The organism is Bacillus sp. AMCV2 (assembly GCF_056033925.1).
On record NZ_JBVYIB010000002.1, the window covers coordinates 2,185,363 to 2,198,179 of the forward strand.

15 protein-coding genes and 1 other RNA gene are annotated in these 12,817 nt (G+C 42.8%); 4 read left to right on the plus strand and 12 right to left on the minus strand.

All coding sequences use genetic code 11. The annotated features are described in order from the left end of the window. Positions 1-144 precede the first annotated feature (144 nt). Positions 145-972 (plus strand): 5-dehydro-4-deoxy-D-glucuronate isomerase, encoded by an 828-nt coding sequence (gene kduI, locus AC0OMA_RS11150; protein WP_181219659.1) that lies wholly within the window; start codon positions 145-147, stop codon positions 970-972. 1 nt (position 973) lies between these two features. Continuing rightward, positions 974-1,738 carry a 2-dehydro-3-deoxy-D-gluconate 5-dehydrogenase KduD gene (kduD, locus tag AC0OMA_RS11155; protein WP_047182786.1) on the plus strand — a complete coding sequence of 255 codons (765 nt, stop codon included), beginning with the start codon at positions 974-976 and terminating at the stop codon, positions 1,736-1,738. 41 nt (positions 1,739-1,779) lie between these two features. Here kduD and AC0OMA_RS11160 read toward each other — a convergent pair whose 3' ends face one another. Next, the gene (locus AC0OMA_RS11160) at positions 1,780-3,705 is read right to left on the minus strand and encodes an ATP-dependent DNA helicase (protein ID WP_474222121.1); all 1,926 of its coding nucleotides are present in this window, start codon (positions 3,703-3,705) and stop codon (positions 1,780-1,782) included. A gap of 102 nt (positions 3,706-3,807) precedes the next feature. Beyond that, positions 3,808-3,999 carry a hypothetical protein gene (locus tag AC0OMA_RS11165; protein ID WP_003246090.1) on the minus strand — a complete coding sequence of 64 codons (192 nt, stop codon included), beginning with the start codon at positions 3,997-3,999 and terminating at the stop codon, positions 3,808-3,810. Between the two features lie 163 nt (positions 4,000-4,162). On the opposite strand from AC0OMA_RS11165, the gene AC0OMA_RS11170 reads away from it, so the two are divergent. Beyond that, positions 4,163-4,315, plus strand: coding sequence for a YpzG family protein (locus tag AC0OMA_RS11170; protein WP_010327933.1), 153 nt, complete (start codon positions 4,163-4,165; stop codon positions 4,313-4,315). Between the two features lie 52 nt (positions 4,316-4,367). Here AC0OMA_RS11170 and AC0OMA_RS11175 read toward each other — a convergent pair whose 3' ends face one another. The 9 genes from AC0OMA_RS11175 to AC0OMA_RS11215 form a co-directional block, all read right to left on the minus strand. Continuing rightward, the gene (locus AC0OMA_RS11175) at positions 4,368-5,525 is read right to left on the minus strand and encodes a THUMP domain-containing class I SAM-dependent RNA methyltransferase (RefSeq protein ID WP_015483366.1); all 1,158 of its coding nucleotides are present in this window, start codon (positions 5,523-5,525) and stop codon (positions 4,368-4,370) included. A 100-nt stretch (positions 5,526-5,625) separates the two neighbouring features. After that, positions 5,626-6,007: RNase P RNA component class B (gene rnpB, locus AC0OMA_RS11180), an RNA gene on the minus strand. A 65-nt stretch (positions 6,008-6,072) separates the two neighbouring features. Further along, positions 6,073-6,369 carry a cell division regulator GpsB gene (gene gpsB, locus AC0OMA_RS11185; protein WP_003225629.1) on the minus strand — a complete coding sequence of 99 codons (297 nt, stop codon included), beginning with the start codon at positions 6,367-6,369 and terminating at the stop codon, positions 6,073-6,075. Between the two features lie 75 nt (positions 6,370-6,444). Beyond that, the gene (locus AC0OMA_RS11190) at positions 6,445-6,990 is read right to left on the minus strand and encodes an SLOG family protein (protein ID WP_015483367.1); all 546 of its coding nucleotides are present in this window, start codon (positions 6,988-6,990) and stop codon (positions 6,445-6,447) included. Between the two features lie 88 nt (positions 6,991-7,078). Then, positions 7,079-7,306, minus strand: coding sequence for a spore coat protein CotD (gene cotD / locus AC0OMA_RS11195; RefSeq protein ID WP_010886551.1), 228 nt, complete (start codon positions 7,304-7,306; stop codon positions 7,079-7,081). A gap of 83 nt (positions 7,307-7,389) precedes the next feature. Then, a complete protein-coding gene (locus tag AC0OMA_RS11200) occupies positions 7,390-7,518 on the minus strand; it encodes a hypothetical protein (protein ID WP_003230707.1) in 129 nt (42 codons plus the stop codon). A 100-nt stretch (positions 7,519-7,618) separates the two neighbouring features. Next, a complete protein-coding gene (gene mrfB / locus AC0OMA_RS11205) occupies positions 7,619-8,860 on the minus strand; it encodes a metal-dependent exonucleaseMrfB (RefSeq protein ID WP_015383940.1) in 1,242 nt (413 codons plus the stop codon). Positions 8,861-8,875: 15 nt separating this feature from the next. After that, positions 8,876-11,125, minus strand: coding sequence for an ATP-dependent helicase MrfA (gene mrfA / locus AC0OMA_RS11210; RefSeq protein WP_003246149.1), 2,250 nt, complete (start codon positions 11,123-11,125; stop codon positions 8,876-8,878). A gap of 102 nt (positions 11,126-11,227) precedes the next feature. Continuing rightward, the gene (locus AC0OMA_RS11215; protein WP_015483368.1) at positions 11,228-11,734 is read right to left on the minus strand and encodes a PTS sugar transporter subunit IIA; all 507 of its coding nucleotides are present in this window, start codon (positions 11,732-11,734) and stop codon (positions 11,228-11,230) included. A 137-nt stretch (positions 11,735-11,871) separates the two neighbouring features. Here AC0OMA_RS11215 and AC0OMA_RS11220 point away from each other — a divergent pair, with 137 nt between their 5' ends. Beyond that, entirely contained in the window at positions 11,872-12,291 is a 420-nt protein-coding gene (locus AC0OMA_RS11220; RefSeq protein WP_014477158.1) for an Hsp20/alpha crystallin family protein, read from the plus strand. 20 nt (positions 12,292-12,311) lie between these two features. On the opposite strand, the gene AC0OMA_RS11225 is transcribed toward AC0OMA_RS11220, so the two are convergent. Next, positions 12,312-12,689, minus strand: a complete 378-nt coding sequence (locus AC0OMA_RS11225; RefSeq protein ID WP_014477159.1) for a YppG family protein — start codon at positions 12,687-12,689, stop codon at positions 12,312-12,314. Positions 12,690-12,817: the final 128 nt, after the last annotated feature.

Sequence of the window (12,817 nt, forward strand, 5' to 3'; positions counted from 1 at the left end):
TTGGAAAGAGTTTTTTTAATAATGTGTCAATTCATTATTTTTTCGTTGACTCTTTTCACTATTTATCCTAAAATTTTCTTTGAAACCGTTACCAAAATATTTTCATTCAAGTGATGCTGAAATCCTAACCAAGGGGGAAATATAATGGAAAATCGTTATTCTGTACATCCTGAACAAGTAAAACGCTTTACAACAGAGGAGCTTCGCAGTCATTTCTTAATGGATCCTTTATTTACAGAAAACAAACTTACGATGTATTACTCACATGAAGACCGGGTTGTCATCGGCGGAGCGGCTCCAGGGCAAAGTGAACTGAAGCTTGATGCAGGTGATTTTCTAAAAACAGACTTCTTTTTGGAACGGCGTGAAATCGGGATTATTAATGTCGGCCAGCCTGGCGCTGTTAGAGTCGGCGATGATGAATATGTGCTTCAAACAAAGGATTTTCTCTATATCGGAATGGGCAATCAGGATGTAGCATTTTCAAGCCTGAACGGGGAAAAAGCGAAGTTTTACTTCGTCTCCGCTTGCGCCCACAAAAGCTATCCGACACAAAAAGCCGCCCTAGCTGAACTGACGCCGGACCGCCTTGGTGATGATGCAGCGTCTAATGTCAGAAGTCTGTACAAAGTCATTCATCAGGATGGCATTAAAAGCTGTCAGCTGATGATGGGAATAACGATGTTAGATCAAAACAACAACTGGAATACCATGCCAGCACACGTTCATGACCGTCGGATGGAGGCTTATCTTTACCTGGATCTTGAAAAGGACTCAAAGGTATTTCATTTCATGGGCCAGCCGGACGAAACACGCCATCTTGTTGTTGGAAATGAGCAGGCTGTCCTTTCTCCCGCTTGGTCTATTCATTCTGGCGCAGGAACATCAAACTATAGCTTTGTGTGGGCGATGGCTGGAGAAAATTACACATTTACGGACATGGATCTCATTCCGATGGATGGGCTGAAATAAGATGGGTTATCTACATGACGCCTTTTCATTAGAAGGAAAAACAGCGCTGGTGACAGGCCCAGGAACAGGGATCGGTCAAGGAATTGCCAAAGCCCTAGCCGGAGCTGGCGCTGATATTATCGGCACATCACATAAAAGCAGCCTGTCTGAAACACAGCAGCTTGTGGAACAGGAAGGCCGGACATTTACATCTTTTACATTGGACATGAGCAAGCCGGAAGCGATAAAGGATTCTGCAGCTGAGCTGTTTGAAAACAGGCAGATCGACATCCTTGTCAATAATGCCGGCATTATTCATCGGGAAAAAGCGGAAGATTTTTCAGAAGAGAACTGGCAGCACGTACTGAATGTCAATCTAAACAGCTTGTTTATTCTGACACAGCTTGCTGGCAGGCACATGCTGAAAAGAGGTCATGGAAAGATTATTAATATTGCCTCTCTCCTGTCTTTTCAAGGCGGGATCCTCGTTCCGGCTTACACCGCGAGCAAACATGCTGTTGCCGGTTTGACAAAATCATTTGCAAATGAGTGGGCAGCGTCTGGTATTCAGGTCAACGCAATCGCCCCAGGCTATATTTCTACTGCGAATACAAAGCCTATTCGGGATGATGAAAAGCGAAATGAGGACATTTTAAAGAGAATTCCTGCCGGTCGCTGGGGCCAAGCGGATGATATCGGGGGGACTGCAGTCTTTTTGGCATCACGTGCTTCAGATTATGTAAATGGACATATTTTAGCAGTTGATGGCGGCTGGCTATCCCGCTGACAAATAAAAAAAGCTGACGAACGATCGTCAGCTTTTTTCCATTACATCATGTGCGGTTCAACAGGCAAGACCTTTTTGACCTCATCAATGATGCGTTCATTTTCTCCGCCAGCGTAAATGTGAATCGAGCCGCTGTCTTGATTCGAGCGAATCAGGCGCCCGATGCCCTGCCGTACACGTAACAACATATATGGCAGATCAACTTCTTCGAACGGATCTTTTTTCGCTCCGTTGCGCTTCGCTGTAAATACAGGATCGTGTGGCGGGAACGGCAATGACCAAATGGTAACATTCTTCAATGCGTCACCGGGAATGTCGAGTCCTTCCCATAAGTGAACTGAACAAAGTACTGTTTCCTCTTCCTCTTGGAATTTCTCTACTAAGCTGCTGATTTCCTCATCACCTTCGAAGAAAATTGGATACGACAGCTCCCATGCCGCCGACAGCTCTTTAAACTCGTTTAATTCTTCAAAAGAAGGGAAAAGCACCAGCGTTCTTCCTTTGTAACGTTTGATTGTTTCAATCGTTTCAGCCGTTTTTTGTTCAGCGGCCATATCTGTTTTTGCGTATAGATTAATACTCATTTGCTCGTCATAATCATAAGGGGAATCAACAGTTAATGACAAATAATCATGAATCCCAAGACTGTCGGCAATATAATCAAACGAACCGCCTTCTGACAGCGTAGCAGAAGAAAAGATATAAGGAATTTTCTTAGAAAACACTTTTTCGCCAAGTACTTCTGCTACCGTTCTCGGCATCACGACAAAAGTTGATTCTGCTTCCTTTTTCTCCAGCCAGCTGATCGCATCCTTTTGATATAGAGATAATGAATACGCCATTTGTTCAACATATTCTTCCACTACTGACAGCTCGTATTGATCAATCGTATACATTTCAGACTCAAATACAAGTGCCTCACCGATTTTATCAAGTAAACGGCAAAGCTCGTCCGCCGCCTTTTTGACACGCTGGTCATTTTTTATTTCTAAACGGTGTGAACCGGCTACTTCCTTTGATTCTTCAGAAAGAACATAGAAAAATTCGTCGTTTGCGAGAAGCGCATCTTCAATCAATTCTGCAAACTCTTCTCTGATGTCATTTTGCAGCAATCGTTCTAAAAACAATTCAAGAGTAGACTGCTTCACTCTATAGGTTAGCGCTTTTTGCGCAGCAAACTCTAACAAGTGCCCCTCATCAAATACAACTGCACTATGATCAGGCAAGAGCGGCAGCTGGCCCTCTCGTTTGCGTGATTCTTCCGTCCACACATGCTCCATATAAAAATCATGGGAACAAATGATTAAGTCCGTTGACTTGCGGTAGTAATCTCTGGAAAGTGTCAGACCGCATCTGTGTCTCATATCACAAGTCAGACAGTCCTGAAACGAGTCGTAGCTTACGTCAGACCACTCTTCATTCGATAGATTTGCGTACTGCTTACGGTCGCCATACGGATAAAAGCGCTGCATCGCCTGTGACTCGTGGACAAATGACGGTAACGACTCATAAAGATCCAGCCATTTATCATCATCAGAACGCTGCATTGTTTTTTCAAGCTTCTTCAAGCATAAATATTGCTCATGTGATTTTGACAGCCTTGTATCAATTTTCAGATCAAGATGCTCAGCCAGCTTAGAAATATCGCCCTCTTTTTTCACCAGCTGTTCAATTAATGTTTCATCTGCACAAGCGATGATGGCGGGTTTTCCGACATACCTTGCATAGCTGATTGCAAAAAGAAGATAAACCAGCGTTTTCCCCGTTCCCACTCCAGCTTCGGCGAACATGACTTTTTTCTCTTTAAACGCCCGCTCCAGCTGAAAAGCCATAAATACTTGCTCGTCCCGAAGATCAAACCCTTTTTCGGGAAGGATATCGTAAAACACGTCACCAATCCAATTGTTCAATTCTTCATAAAAATTCTTTGTTTTCGTTAAAGAAAAAGGCAAACGTGATGTTGTCACCTAGTTCCAACCCCCAACTATTCGACATTCAGACCACCAATAATATCATTTTCCGCTGATGAATACAATAAAAAAACTTGGCATTGCCAAGTTTTTTGCAGTTTACTTACGATTGATCACATGCGACGATAAAAAAGGATGATCTGTTGAATAAATATGTTCTACCGCTTTTTCTAAATCAGTTTGCGCATGCGAAATCACAGACGGAGACGAATCAGTCCCGAGCTCCTTCAGCTCGTTTGCTGTTGCGTCAAGCGCCCTTTGAATAAGATTAAAATGTTCGCTGTTCAGCATGAGATCACCTCTGATGGAAATAATCATCATTGTATGCGAACTTTTCATTTTATATACATGCTTTACCGCATGTTATCACCGAAACATGCACAAACTACACTTGATATTCCGTCTCCGGATTATCCGTCTTATCAACAATATTCTATCAGGGAGTGATGTTGACATGAGTTATAGAAACCGATTAGATCAGCATTCTGAACTGTTTCATCACAATTGGACGCGGCCTAAACGTTCTAAGTCTCAAGTAAACGGTCACACTGAAATGTCCCAAACCAACATTATATTGAGAAGCAACGCGAAAGCTCACCGTTGGTAACGATAGAATAGGGCTGAAAGATGAAAGAAGACGCATGCAGAGCGTCTTCTTTTTATGCGTTTTCTGTTTTCTTGCGCTGCGGTCTTACTTTTGACCAATATTGATAATAATCCGTTTTAATAAACCCGTTAAAGAGCTTTCGTTTCTTCGTTGCTTTTCTGCCATATGCTTCCTCAAAGTTTTCATTTGATGTCAGCATATACACAGACCAAGTATCAAGCGGCTCGAACGCCTTCCCCATTTCTTTGTACATCTGCTCAACGGCTTTTTTCTCGCCGAGACGCTCTCCATATGGCGGGTTGCCGACAATTACGCCAAACTCCAGATTGGTGGTAAAATCTTTGACCTGCATCTGCTTGAACTGGATTAAATCTCCCAACCCTGCTTCCTCTGCATTTTCTTTTGCGATTTCAACCATGCGGTGGTCTATGTCGCTTGCGAAAATTGTAAGCGGCTGGTCATAATTTGCCTTTTCTTCGACTTCAAGCCGCGCTTTGTTCCACAGATCTTTACCGATCCATTCCCAATCCTCTGATACAAAATCGCGGTTGAATCCCGGGGCGATGTTTTGGCCGATTAGCGCCGCTTCTATCGCGATTGTTCCGGAGCCGCAGAAAGGATCAACAAACGGGCGGTCCGGCGTCCAATTGGTTAATTGCACCAAAGCGGCAGCAAGTGTTTCTTTAATCGGCGCACCGCCCTGATCGACACGGTAACCTCGTTTGTGAAGGCCTGTCCCTGATGAGTCCAGTGTAATCAAAGCCTGATCTTTCAATAAAGAAATTTCGACTTTATACTCGGCACCTGTTTCTTCAATCCAATCATTGGCTTTGCCGGACTGCAGCTTGAGCTTTTCGACAATTGCTTTTTTGACAATCCGCTGACAGTCGGGAACGCTTGCAAGTGTTGATTTTACCGATTTTCCGATGACAGGGAATTTCCCGTTTTCAGGTATAAATGAGCGCCAGTTAATCGCTTTCGTTTTTTCAAACAGTTCATCAAATGTTTTCGCTTTAAAAGAAGCAACCTGAACCTTTATGCGGTCGGCTGTTCTAAGCCAAAGGTTCGCACGGCAGATGGCAAGTGCATCACCTTCAAAAATAACTTTCCCGTTATCAACCTTGCATTCGTATCCTAAATCTCGTACTTCCTTTGCGACAACAGCTTCAATGCCCATTGGCGCCGTTGCAATTAGTGTATACTTCTTCATCGTATCACCCTGTCTTTTAAAACTTTTCTCTTTTCAAGATAAAAGCTCTCCTTATACGGGAGAGCTTGTTTTCATCATTTTAAATGTAAGTGGTCTAACGTTCTGTAAGCCATGTTTTGTTCCGTCGTACTGCAAACGGCTCATCACCTCGTACTCAGGCGGCAATCATCTATCTACAGAAAGCATTCTGTCCTTCTCTTCGTTGAATTCCGTTAAGAAGGTTCCCCTACCAAAATTTGGGTTTCTCGCTCGAGGGGTTTACCGCGTTCCACTCTCACCATTTCTAGTGAGACTTCGTCACTGTGGCACTTTCAAGGATACTCAGCCATATCCGAAGGACGTAGGCTTTTTTCCTGCCGTCAGCCTCTAAAGGCTGCCCTAGCTTATGACTTCGCTAGGCACGAACACTACGGGCATCTCAGCACCGTGCGAGCATGGACTTTCCTCTACAGATTCAAGATCTGCAGCGATTACCCGAACGTTAAGAACATGAATTATTATATAACAACTGATTACAATTTACAAGCGCCATTTTTTTCAAGCGTGATCAATCATAAAGCTTGCTGCCAAAAACGTGTTTTTCTAAGTTAGACAGCCGTTTTAAAATATCAAAGTTTGTTGTGTTAGATTGCACAGGCTGTTTTTTGCTGGCTTCTTCAAGCTGTTTTTTCAGCTGCAGATTTTCCTGCTGCAGTTCTTCAATTTCTTGATGGAAGGTTTCATAATCCTTAATAATCATATCTAAAAATTTGTCAACGTCTTCTTGCTTGTAGCCTCTAACGCCTGTTTTAAATTCTTTTTCCAAAATTTCTTTCGCAGAAAGCTTTACTTTATCAGCAAGCATCTTTTTCACCTCGTATCGTGAATCATCACATATATTTTTTCAGAAATCTGTACGGTTGTCAAATTTCTCTTATTGCTATGAGTAGCTGTCTTCCTCTACTGTCACTCTCAAGTCATCCATTGTAATAAAGTAGATGGGATAGCCATCCTTTTCGCGCCTTTTTTCCGCTGTCCCAAGCATATACTTAGGGGAGCCTTCCTTTTCCGGGTCATATAAAAGCAGAAGCCCGTCGGACTTATCAATGAAGAACTGATTTTTTTGTTTGAATTGAAGCGGGCTTTCATAAGGACGGTGAGTCAGGCTTGCTTCATAGTCTGCCTGAGCCAGAACTGCTTCATACTGTTCCTTATTCGGTTCTTTCCAGTTCTTTTCCTGCTCGTAAAATGGTGTGATGACAGCTACCTTTAAGTCAGGGTATTCTTCCTGCAAATCATATGCAGCTTCTGCCGCCCACAGCTCCGCTCCAAGCTGGCCCGAAATTAAAATCCATTCTAATCCTTCATCCAAAAAAGCAATCAGCCGGTTCTTAATGGCTTTTTTTATGTAATACAGTGCCTTGTCATCCTGCTTAAATATCCCGAGTTCAAACGGTTTATAGCCCGTTATTGCCAATACTTTCATCATTTCACCTGCTTTAAAAAATGGGGCTCCCGTGGGCCCCATTTGTTGTGCTGCATTGTTTACACCATCAAGCTGCACGTTTTCCATACTAGTAGTCGCAGCAAGGTTTTCCTGCTTGAAAATGCTGATGCGTAGCCGGGTCAACATTTGAGAAAGTGTGTGGAAAGTAGTGAACGTGCTGAAAATGCTGGTGGTTTACGTTTGTTGTATGCTGTGGGTGAATGTGCGGCACGATAGTCTTCGAAAACGTATGGTGTTCACAGCAATGAGTAGGATGGACAATTGGCGCCATCATATGCGGTCTGCAGTGATGCATGATAAAATCCCCTTTCCATAAACTTTATTACAATACTAAGCTATGAAAAATAAGGGGTACATGTTCTGATGCAAAGACCTATTTTAAAAGTGTGCAATTAAGCTGTCTTTAAAGTTTGAAAACACAAAAGCAATCAAAAATACCACAACAAAGAACAAGTAAAAAACACCCTTATACATACCAACTCTCCCTTTAAAAATAACTAACGTCATTTTACAGGATTCGCCGCTATTCTACAACAAAATCAATGTGAATTCAGCAAAAAAAATCCATGGCGAAACAAGTCGTCTTTTGCGCTTTCCCGGGGAATATTTAAGAGGAATATTTCCTCTTAAGCCGGGCAATTCTCACATCCAGTTTTTCAGTTTCTTTCTCTGTTAAGCATGCCGCATCGCTAAGCAATTGTTCTGCTATTTGCAATGCTTTTCCGAATGCTTTTTTCTTATGCTCAAAATATTTCGCGAGCTCTATTACAGCAGCGTATCTGCACTTCTGGTTTTGCGAGCGGGACAGGTTTTCCCAAAGCGCCACTGCTTCTTCCAAGCGGTTTTGTTTTTTGTACAGGAGCGATAAATCTAGCCGTGCACTATCCTGGTCCTCAAACGATTTTTCTATAAGCCTTTCCAACTGCTTGATCGCTTGGTCCGTTTCTTTATGAGCCATAAACCATTTCGCCATAGCATAGGCTTCACTGTGTTCTTTTGGCGCATGTGATTCTGAAAGGATTTTTTTAGACATATGGATGTACAATGAAATGAGTGATAACACATCCATTTCATTATGATGCAGGACACCTTTTAAAAGATCCGGCTCTTGCGCCTTTATAAAATGAAAGTAAAGCATTGGCGCCAAGTAGCCCGGTGTGTCTTCTAGTCTGCGGATGCCGAGCTCCTCTTTTTCAACCGTGCCAAGAGATACGCGGTCCATTTTGTGTTTCCACAGGCGTCTAGCTCCATGCAAAAGATCAAAGTGGCCAAACTCCGGAAGCTTCGGAAGTCTGTCACGGATCAAGGTGTGCCTTGTTTTCACCTGCGGCCAATCAAAAGCTTTGCCGTTGTAGGTCACAAGTGATGTAATGTCAACCTCGCTTAAAAAGCTTTGGTACAAGGCGACTTCGTTCCCCGGTTTGGGCAAAAGATGCTGTTTGACTGTCACTCGGTCTTCATATACTCTCGCATGCCCAAGCAAAAAAATGGTATTCCCAGCTCCACCCCCAAGACCGGTTGTTTCTGTATCAAAGAAAAAGAGGTTGTTTTTGTTATACCCTTTTGCTGACAATGTATGCGATAGGCCGCTTTGATTCCACAGTGTGATCACTTCCTCAAGTTCAGAAAAGCTGTATAACCCATGGCGGTGAGAAAGCGGATATTCTACTTCTCTGATGAGGCAATATTCATCTTCGAAGATGAAAGGCTTCATGCCAAAAGCCTCCCACTCTTCTAAAAACGGGATGTCATCAATGTGGTTTTCTTGTTTGCCTGCTTCTATTTTTTGTTCTCCTTCGTCGAGCACCATGTGCTTTTTCATCCGCTGGAGTTTCCCTTTTAATGACATATCCGGCCTCCCTCCTTACGACATTTGATCCAACAGCTGCAAAATTCTTTCCTTTGCTTTTATCCCTTCTATTTCCGTACCTATACAAGACGGACAGCCGTCATGACAAGGACAATGTGTAATCAGTTGTTTCGCCGCTTCATTAATGTCTGAAAAACGTTTAAAGACTTCCTCCGCCAAACCGATACCGCCCGGATAATGATCATATAAAAATATGGTTGGCAATCCGGTATGGGCTGCTTTAATTTGAGAAACAACATGAACATCATTTCGATCACACATGATATACACAGGGACAATATGCTGCAGCACATTCGAGATGCCAAGAAGCAGCTGTTCCAGTGTCTTTTCCCCGATGTCTTCATCCGCTGTTTTGATTTCGAGCCAAGCTGCACTTGTATGCAGTTCTTCTTCCGGCAAATGAATAGGTCCAGACCCAATATTTTCAAAAGTGGTCATTTTTATTTTTTTAAAAATGGTCGGCAGGGCATTGACAGTGACGTCTCCGTAGTGCAATGACGTACGGCTTTTTTCTTTCGTTTTATCGATTTCTAATACCTTCAGCTGAACTGCCAGGTTTGCATCCGTATAATATTCGACATCGACTTTTCTGACATACGCCTTTTTATGGTCCCAATCGAGCTTCTCAACTTGATACTGAACGCCTTCATGCAAATAAATCGCTTCATCATGCAAAAGCGTCATCGCACTAAAACGGTCCATTTCACCGATAATCCTTACATTTGCAATATCCGACTGATCAACTATAACGACATTTTCCTGGGAGGCGGAACGCAAACTGATGTTTGAAGCAGGAAACGACTCACTTGCCCAATGGTACCGTTCGCCGTTGCGGTGAAGAACAGCCTCTTCCTGAAGATACTCAAGAATATCACTGACTTCCATGGCTCCAAATTCTTCATCAGCTCTAAAAGGAAGCTCATAAGCCGCACACTTTAAGTGGTCTACTAAAATAATCAAATTCTCCGGATTGATTCTTGCAGATTCCGGCGAACGATTAAAGAAATATTCAGGATGCCGCACAATATATTGGTCAATCGGTGTTGAATTGGCTACCATGATAATCAAAGATTCACCGTGTCTTCTGCCGGCTCGTCCGGCCTGCTGCCAAGCACTTGCAACACTTCCTGGATACCCCGTCATTACACACACTTGCAGCTGGCCGATATCAACACCAAGCTCTAAGGCATTCGTACTGACCACTCCTAAAATGTCGCCTTCTCTCAGGCCTCTTTCGATTTCTCTTCGCTCTTTCGGCAGATAGCCTCCCCGATAGCCTCTGATTGATTTTGTTCCAATCTCTTTTTTCACAAGCTCCTGAATATGGCTTAAAATAATTTCCACCCGAACTCTGCTTCTGGCAAAAACAATGGTCTGCACTTTGTTTTTAAGGAACTCTTTCGCCAGTTCATTCACTTCTGCGGTTGCGCTTCTTCTAATATTCAGCGGTTTGTTCACAATTGGCGGATTGTAAAACACAAAATGCTTGCGTCCGCTCGGTGCGCCGTTGTCATCGACCAGCCGCATCGGTTTGCCTGTCAGCTGCTCTCCCAATTCCTTTGGGTTGGCAATTGTTGCGGAAGTACAAATAAAAACCGGATCACTTCCATAAAACCGGCAGATCCGCTTTAGCCGCCGGATCACATTTGCCACATGGCTTCCGAACACACCTCGATACGTATGAAGCTCATCAATGACGATATACTTAAGGTTTTCAAACAAACTGACCCATTTCGTATGATGCGGTAGAATGGCAGAATGCAGCATATCGGGGTTTGTAATGACAATATGACCTGCTTTTCTCACCTTTTGTCTGATTGCCGGAGACGTATCCCCGTCATATGTAAAGCTTTTAATATCAATGCCCATTTCATCAATAATTTCATTTAACTCGCTCTTTTGGTCTTGTGCCAGCGCTTTAGTCGGAAATAAATATAACGCCCGGTTTGTTTCATCTTGGGCGATGGACTGCAGGACTGGGAGGTTGTAGCATAACGTTTTTCCTGATGCTGTTGGCGTTACGGTAACGATGCTTTCTCCTTTTTGCACATATTGAAAAGCGGAATATTGGTGAGTATATAGTTCATCAATGCCCCTTTTCGAAAGGGCCGCTTTGATTCTCTCGTCTATACTTTCGGGCATAGGCCTTGTTTTTGCTTCCCGAGGCTCAATTTCATGCCAATTCACAACGTTTTCATTTCCTTTTAAATCAGAAATGAGTTCAGTCAGTGATTTCTTTTTCATTCTTTACACCTCTTTGTCAAGTACAGTTTACCGAATATTTGTTTGCATGGCTAGGTGCAAATTTTATACAGTTGAATAAAAAAAGCAAGGCATACGCCCTGCTTATTTCGCTTTTATTGTAAGGAGCTTTGATTCGCCTTTACGAGCAGCCTTTTCGCCTGCCGGCACAATTGATCCTACAGCCTCACCATTCATTATAACGATTGGGATGACTGTGCTGCTCGCTTTTTCTTTTATTAATTCCAAATCACATGTAATCAGCGGGTCACCGACCTTCACTTTATCCCCTTCTTTAATGTGGGCAGTAAATCCTTCTCCGTTCATATTGACTGTCTCCAGCCCGACATGAATTAAAAGCTCAATTCCCGAGCGAGTCCGAATTCCAACGGCGTGTTTGGTGTGGAAAATCTGAATGACTTCACCTTCAGCGGGAGAAACGATTTCACCGCTAGAAGGTTCCACCGCTATTCCTTCTCCCATCATTTTCTGTGAAAAAACAGGGTCCGGCACATCTGACAGGTCCATTACTGTACCGTCTGCCGGAGAATAAATAACCTCTTCTGTCACCTTTTCCTGAGTTTTGCCCATTCCGAATAATTTTTTCAGCAATGTATTTTCTCCCTTCTCATTCACTTCAACCGTTATCCCTTCATTCACCACTATTTAACCACACTTTCAATTTTGCTTCAATTTATAACAACATCTGGCATAGACGCATAATCTGGTTATAAAAGGCGGTGGCGAAATTGGAATTCCATGATGACAAAAAGAACGAACTGCAAAAGAAAGAAGAAATCATAACGGAGGCAATCGACACTCTTTTTCAATCCTCAGCGTTCGGCAACCTTATAAACGGATTTCAGAACCTGATCAACTCGAGTTTAAAGGATGTGCAGACGACCATACATGTCAGAGAAAAAGATACTGGGCTGTATATCGATATTACCATTCCGGCGACGTTTCGAGATGGCGAGATCGTCGTTGATGTTAAATCGAGGTATCTCCATGTAACACTCCAAGAAAAACAGAAACACCAAAATGAGGCTACCTTTACAAGCATGACAAGAACGGTTCAGCTGCCTTATGAAGTTCGCCAAGAAGATATGGAAACGTCTTGGAACGAGCAGACAATGACACTTTTCTTTCCAAAAAATAAGCATGAATGAACGATTCATTCATGCTTCTATCATTTAAAAAAGCTGGTAAATCCCTTTATTAAAGATCCGACCTGATTCATTGCACTCATTACTTGACCTGTCGTATCCATCATTTTATTAAAATCAAATTGCCCATTGGCTTTTTTGAACTGCGACATAATGCTTTGAAATTGCGAAGGCTGCTGTTGATTAGGCCTTGGGATAGGATAAGGGTTAGAAAATACAGGCGGCTGCATAGGCATAGGCTGGATCGGAGCATAGGGCTGATAATAATCCTGCTGTCCATAATGCTGCTGAGGCAGTTGTTGCTCTAAATAACCGGGTGCAGCCTGCTGATAATATCCTTGCATTTGCTGAGGATAATAATAGCCCATTTGCCGAGGATAGCTTCGAGAGCTCCTGTTCATTGCGATTCCCCCTAAACACAACATATTTCTCTTCTATATATGTATGAATGACTTCTATTGTTTGTGTCACAAGTGATGATTAGCATTTGTCAAATTGTGTCGAAAGTTTAAATTTTTTAAAAACAGAA

What these genes read in the sequence shown, in the direction of transcription:
- kduI (WP_181219659.1), top strand. Translation starts at nt 145, where the DNA reads ATGGAAAATCGTTATTCTGTACATCCTGAACAAGTAAAACGCTTTACA.
- kduD (WP_047182786.1), top strand. Translation starts at nt 974, where the DNA reads ATGGGTTATCTACATGACGCCTTTTCATTAGAAGGAAAAACAGCGCTG.
- AC0OMA_RS11165 (WP_003246090.1), bottom strand. Translation starts at nt 3,999, where the DNA reads ATGCTGAACAGCGAACATTTTAATCTTATTCAAAGGGCGCTTGACGCA.
- AC0OMA_RS11170 (WP_010327933.1), top strand. Translation starts at nt 4,163, where the DNA reads ATGAGTTATAGAAACCGATTAGATCAGCATTCTGAACTGTTTCATCAC.
- AC0OMA_RS11175 (WP_015483366.1), bottom strand. Translation starts at nt 5,525, where the DNA reads ATGAAGAAGTATACACTAATTGCAACGGCGCCAATGGGCATTGAAGCT.
- gpsB (WP_003225629.1), bottom strand. Translation starts at nt 6,369, where the DNA reads ATGCTTGCTGATAAAGTAAAGCTTTCTGCGAAAGAAATTTTGGAAAAA.
- AC0OMA_RS11190 (WP_015483367.1), bottom strand. Translation starts at nt 6,990, where the DNA reads ATGAAAGTATTGGCAATAACGGGCTATAAACCGTTTGAACTCGGGATA.
- cotD (WP_010886551.1), bottom strand. Translation starts at nt 7,306, where the DNA reads ATGCATCACTGCAGACCGCATATGATGGCGCCAATTGTCCATCCTACT.
- AC0OMA_RS11200 (WP_003230707.1), bottom strand. Translation starts at nt 7,518, where the DNA reads ATGACGTTAGTTATTTTTAAAGGGAGAGTTGGTATGTATAAGGGTGTT.
- mrfB (WP_015383940.1), bottom strand. Translation starts at nt 8,860, where the DNA reads ATGTCATTAAAAGGGAAACTCCAGCGGATGAAAAAGCACATGGTGCTC.
- mrfA (WP_003246149.1), bottom strand. Translation starts at nt 11,125, where the DNA reads ATGAAAAAGAAATCACTGACTGAACTCATTTCTGATTTAAAAGGAAAT.
- AC0OMA_RS11225 (WP_014477159.1), bottom strand. Translation starts at nt 12,689, where the DNA reads ATGAACAGGAGCTCTCGAAGCTATCCTCGGCAAATGGGCTATTATTAT.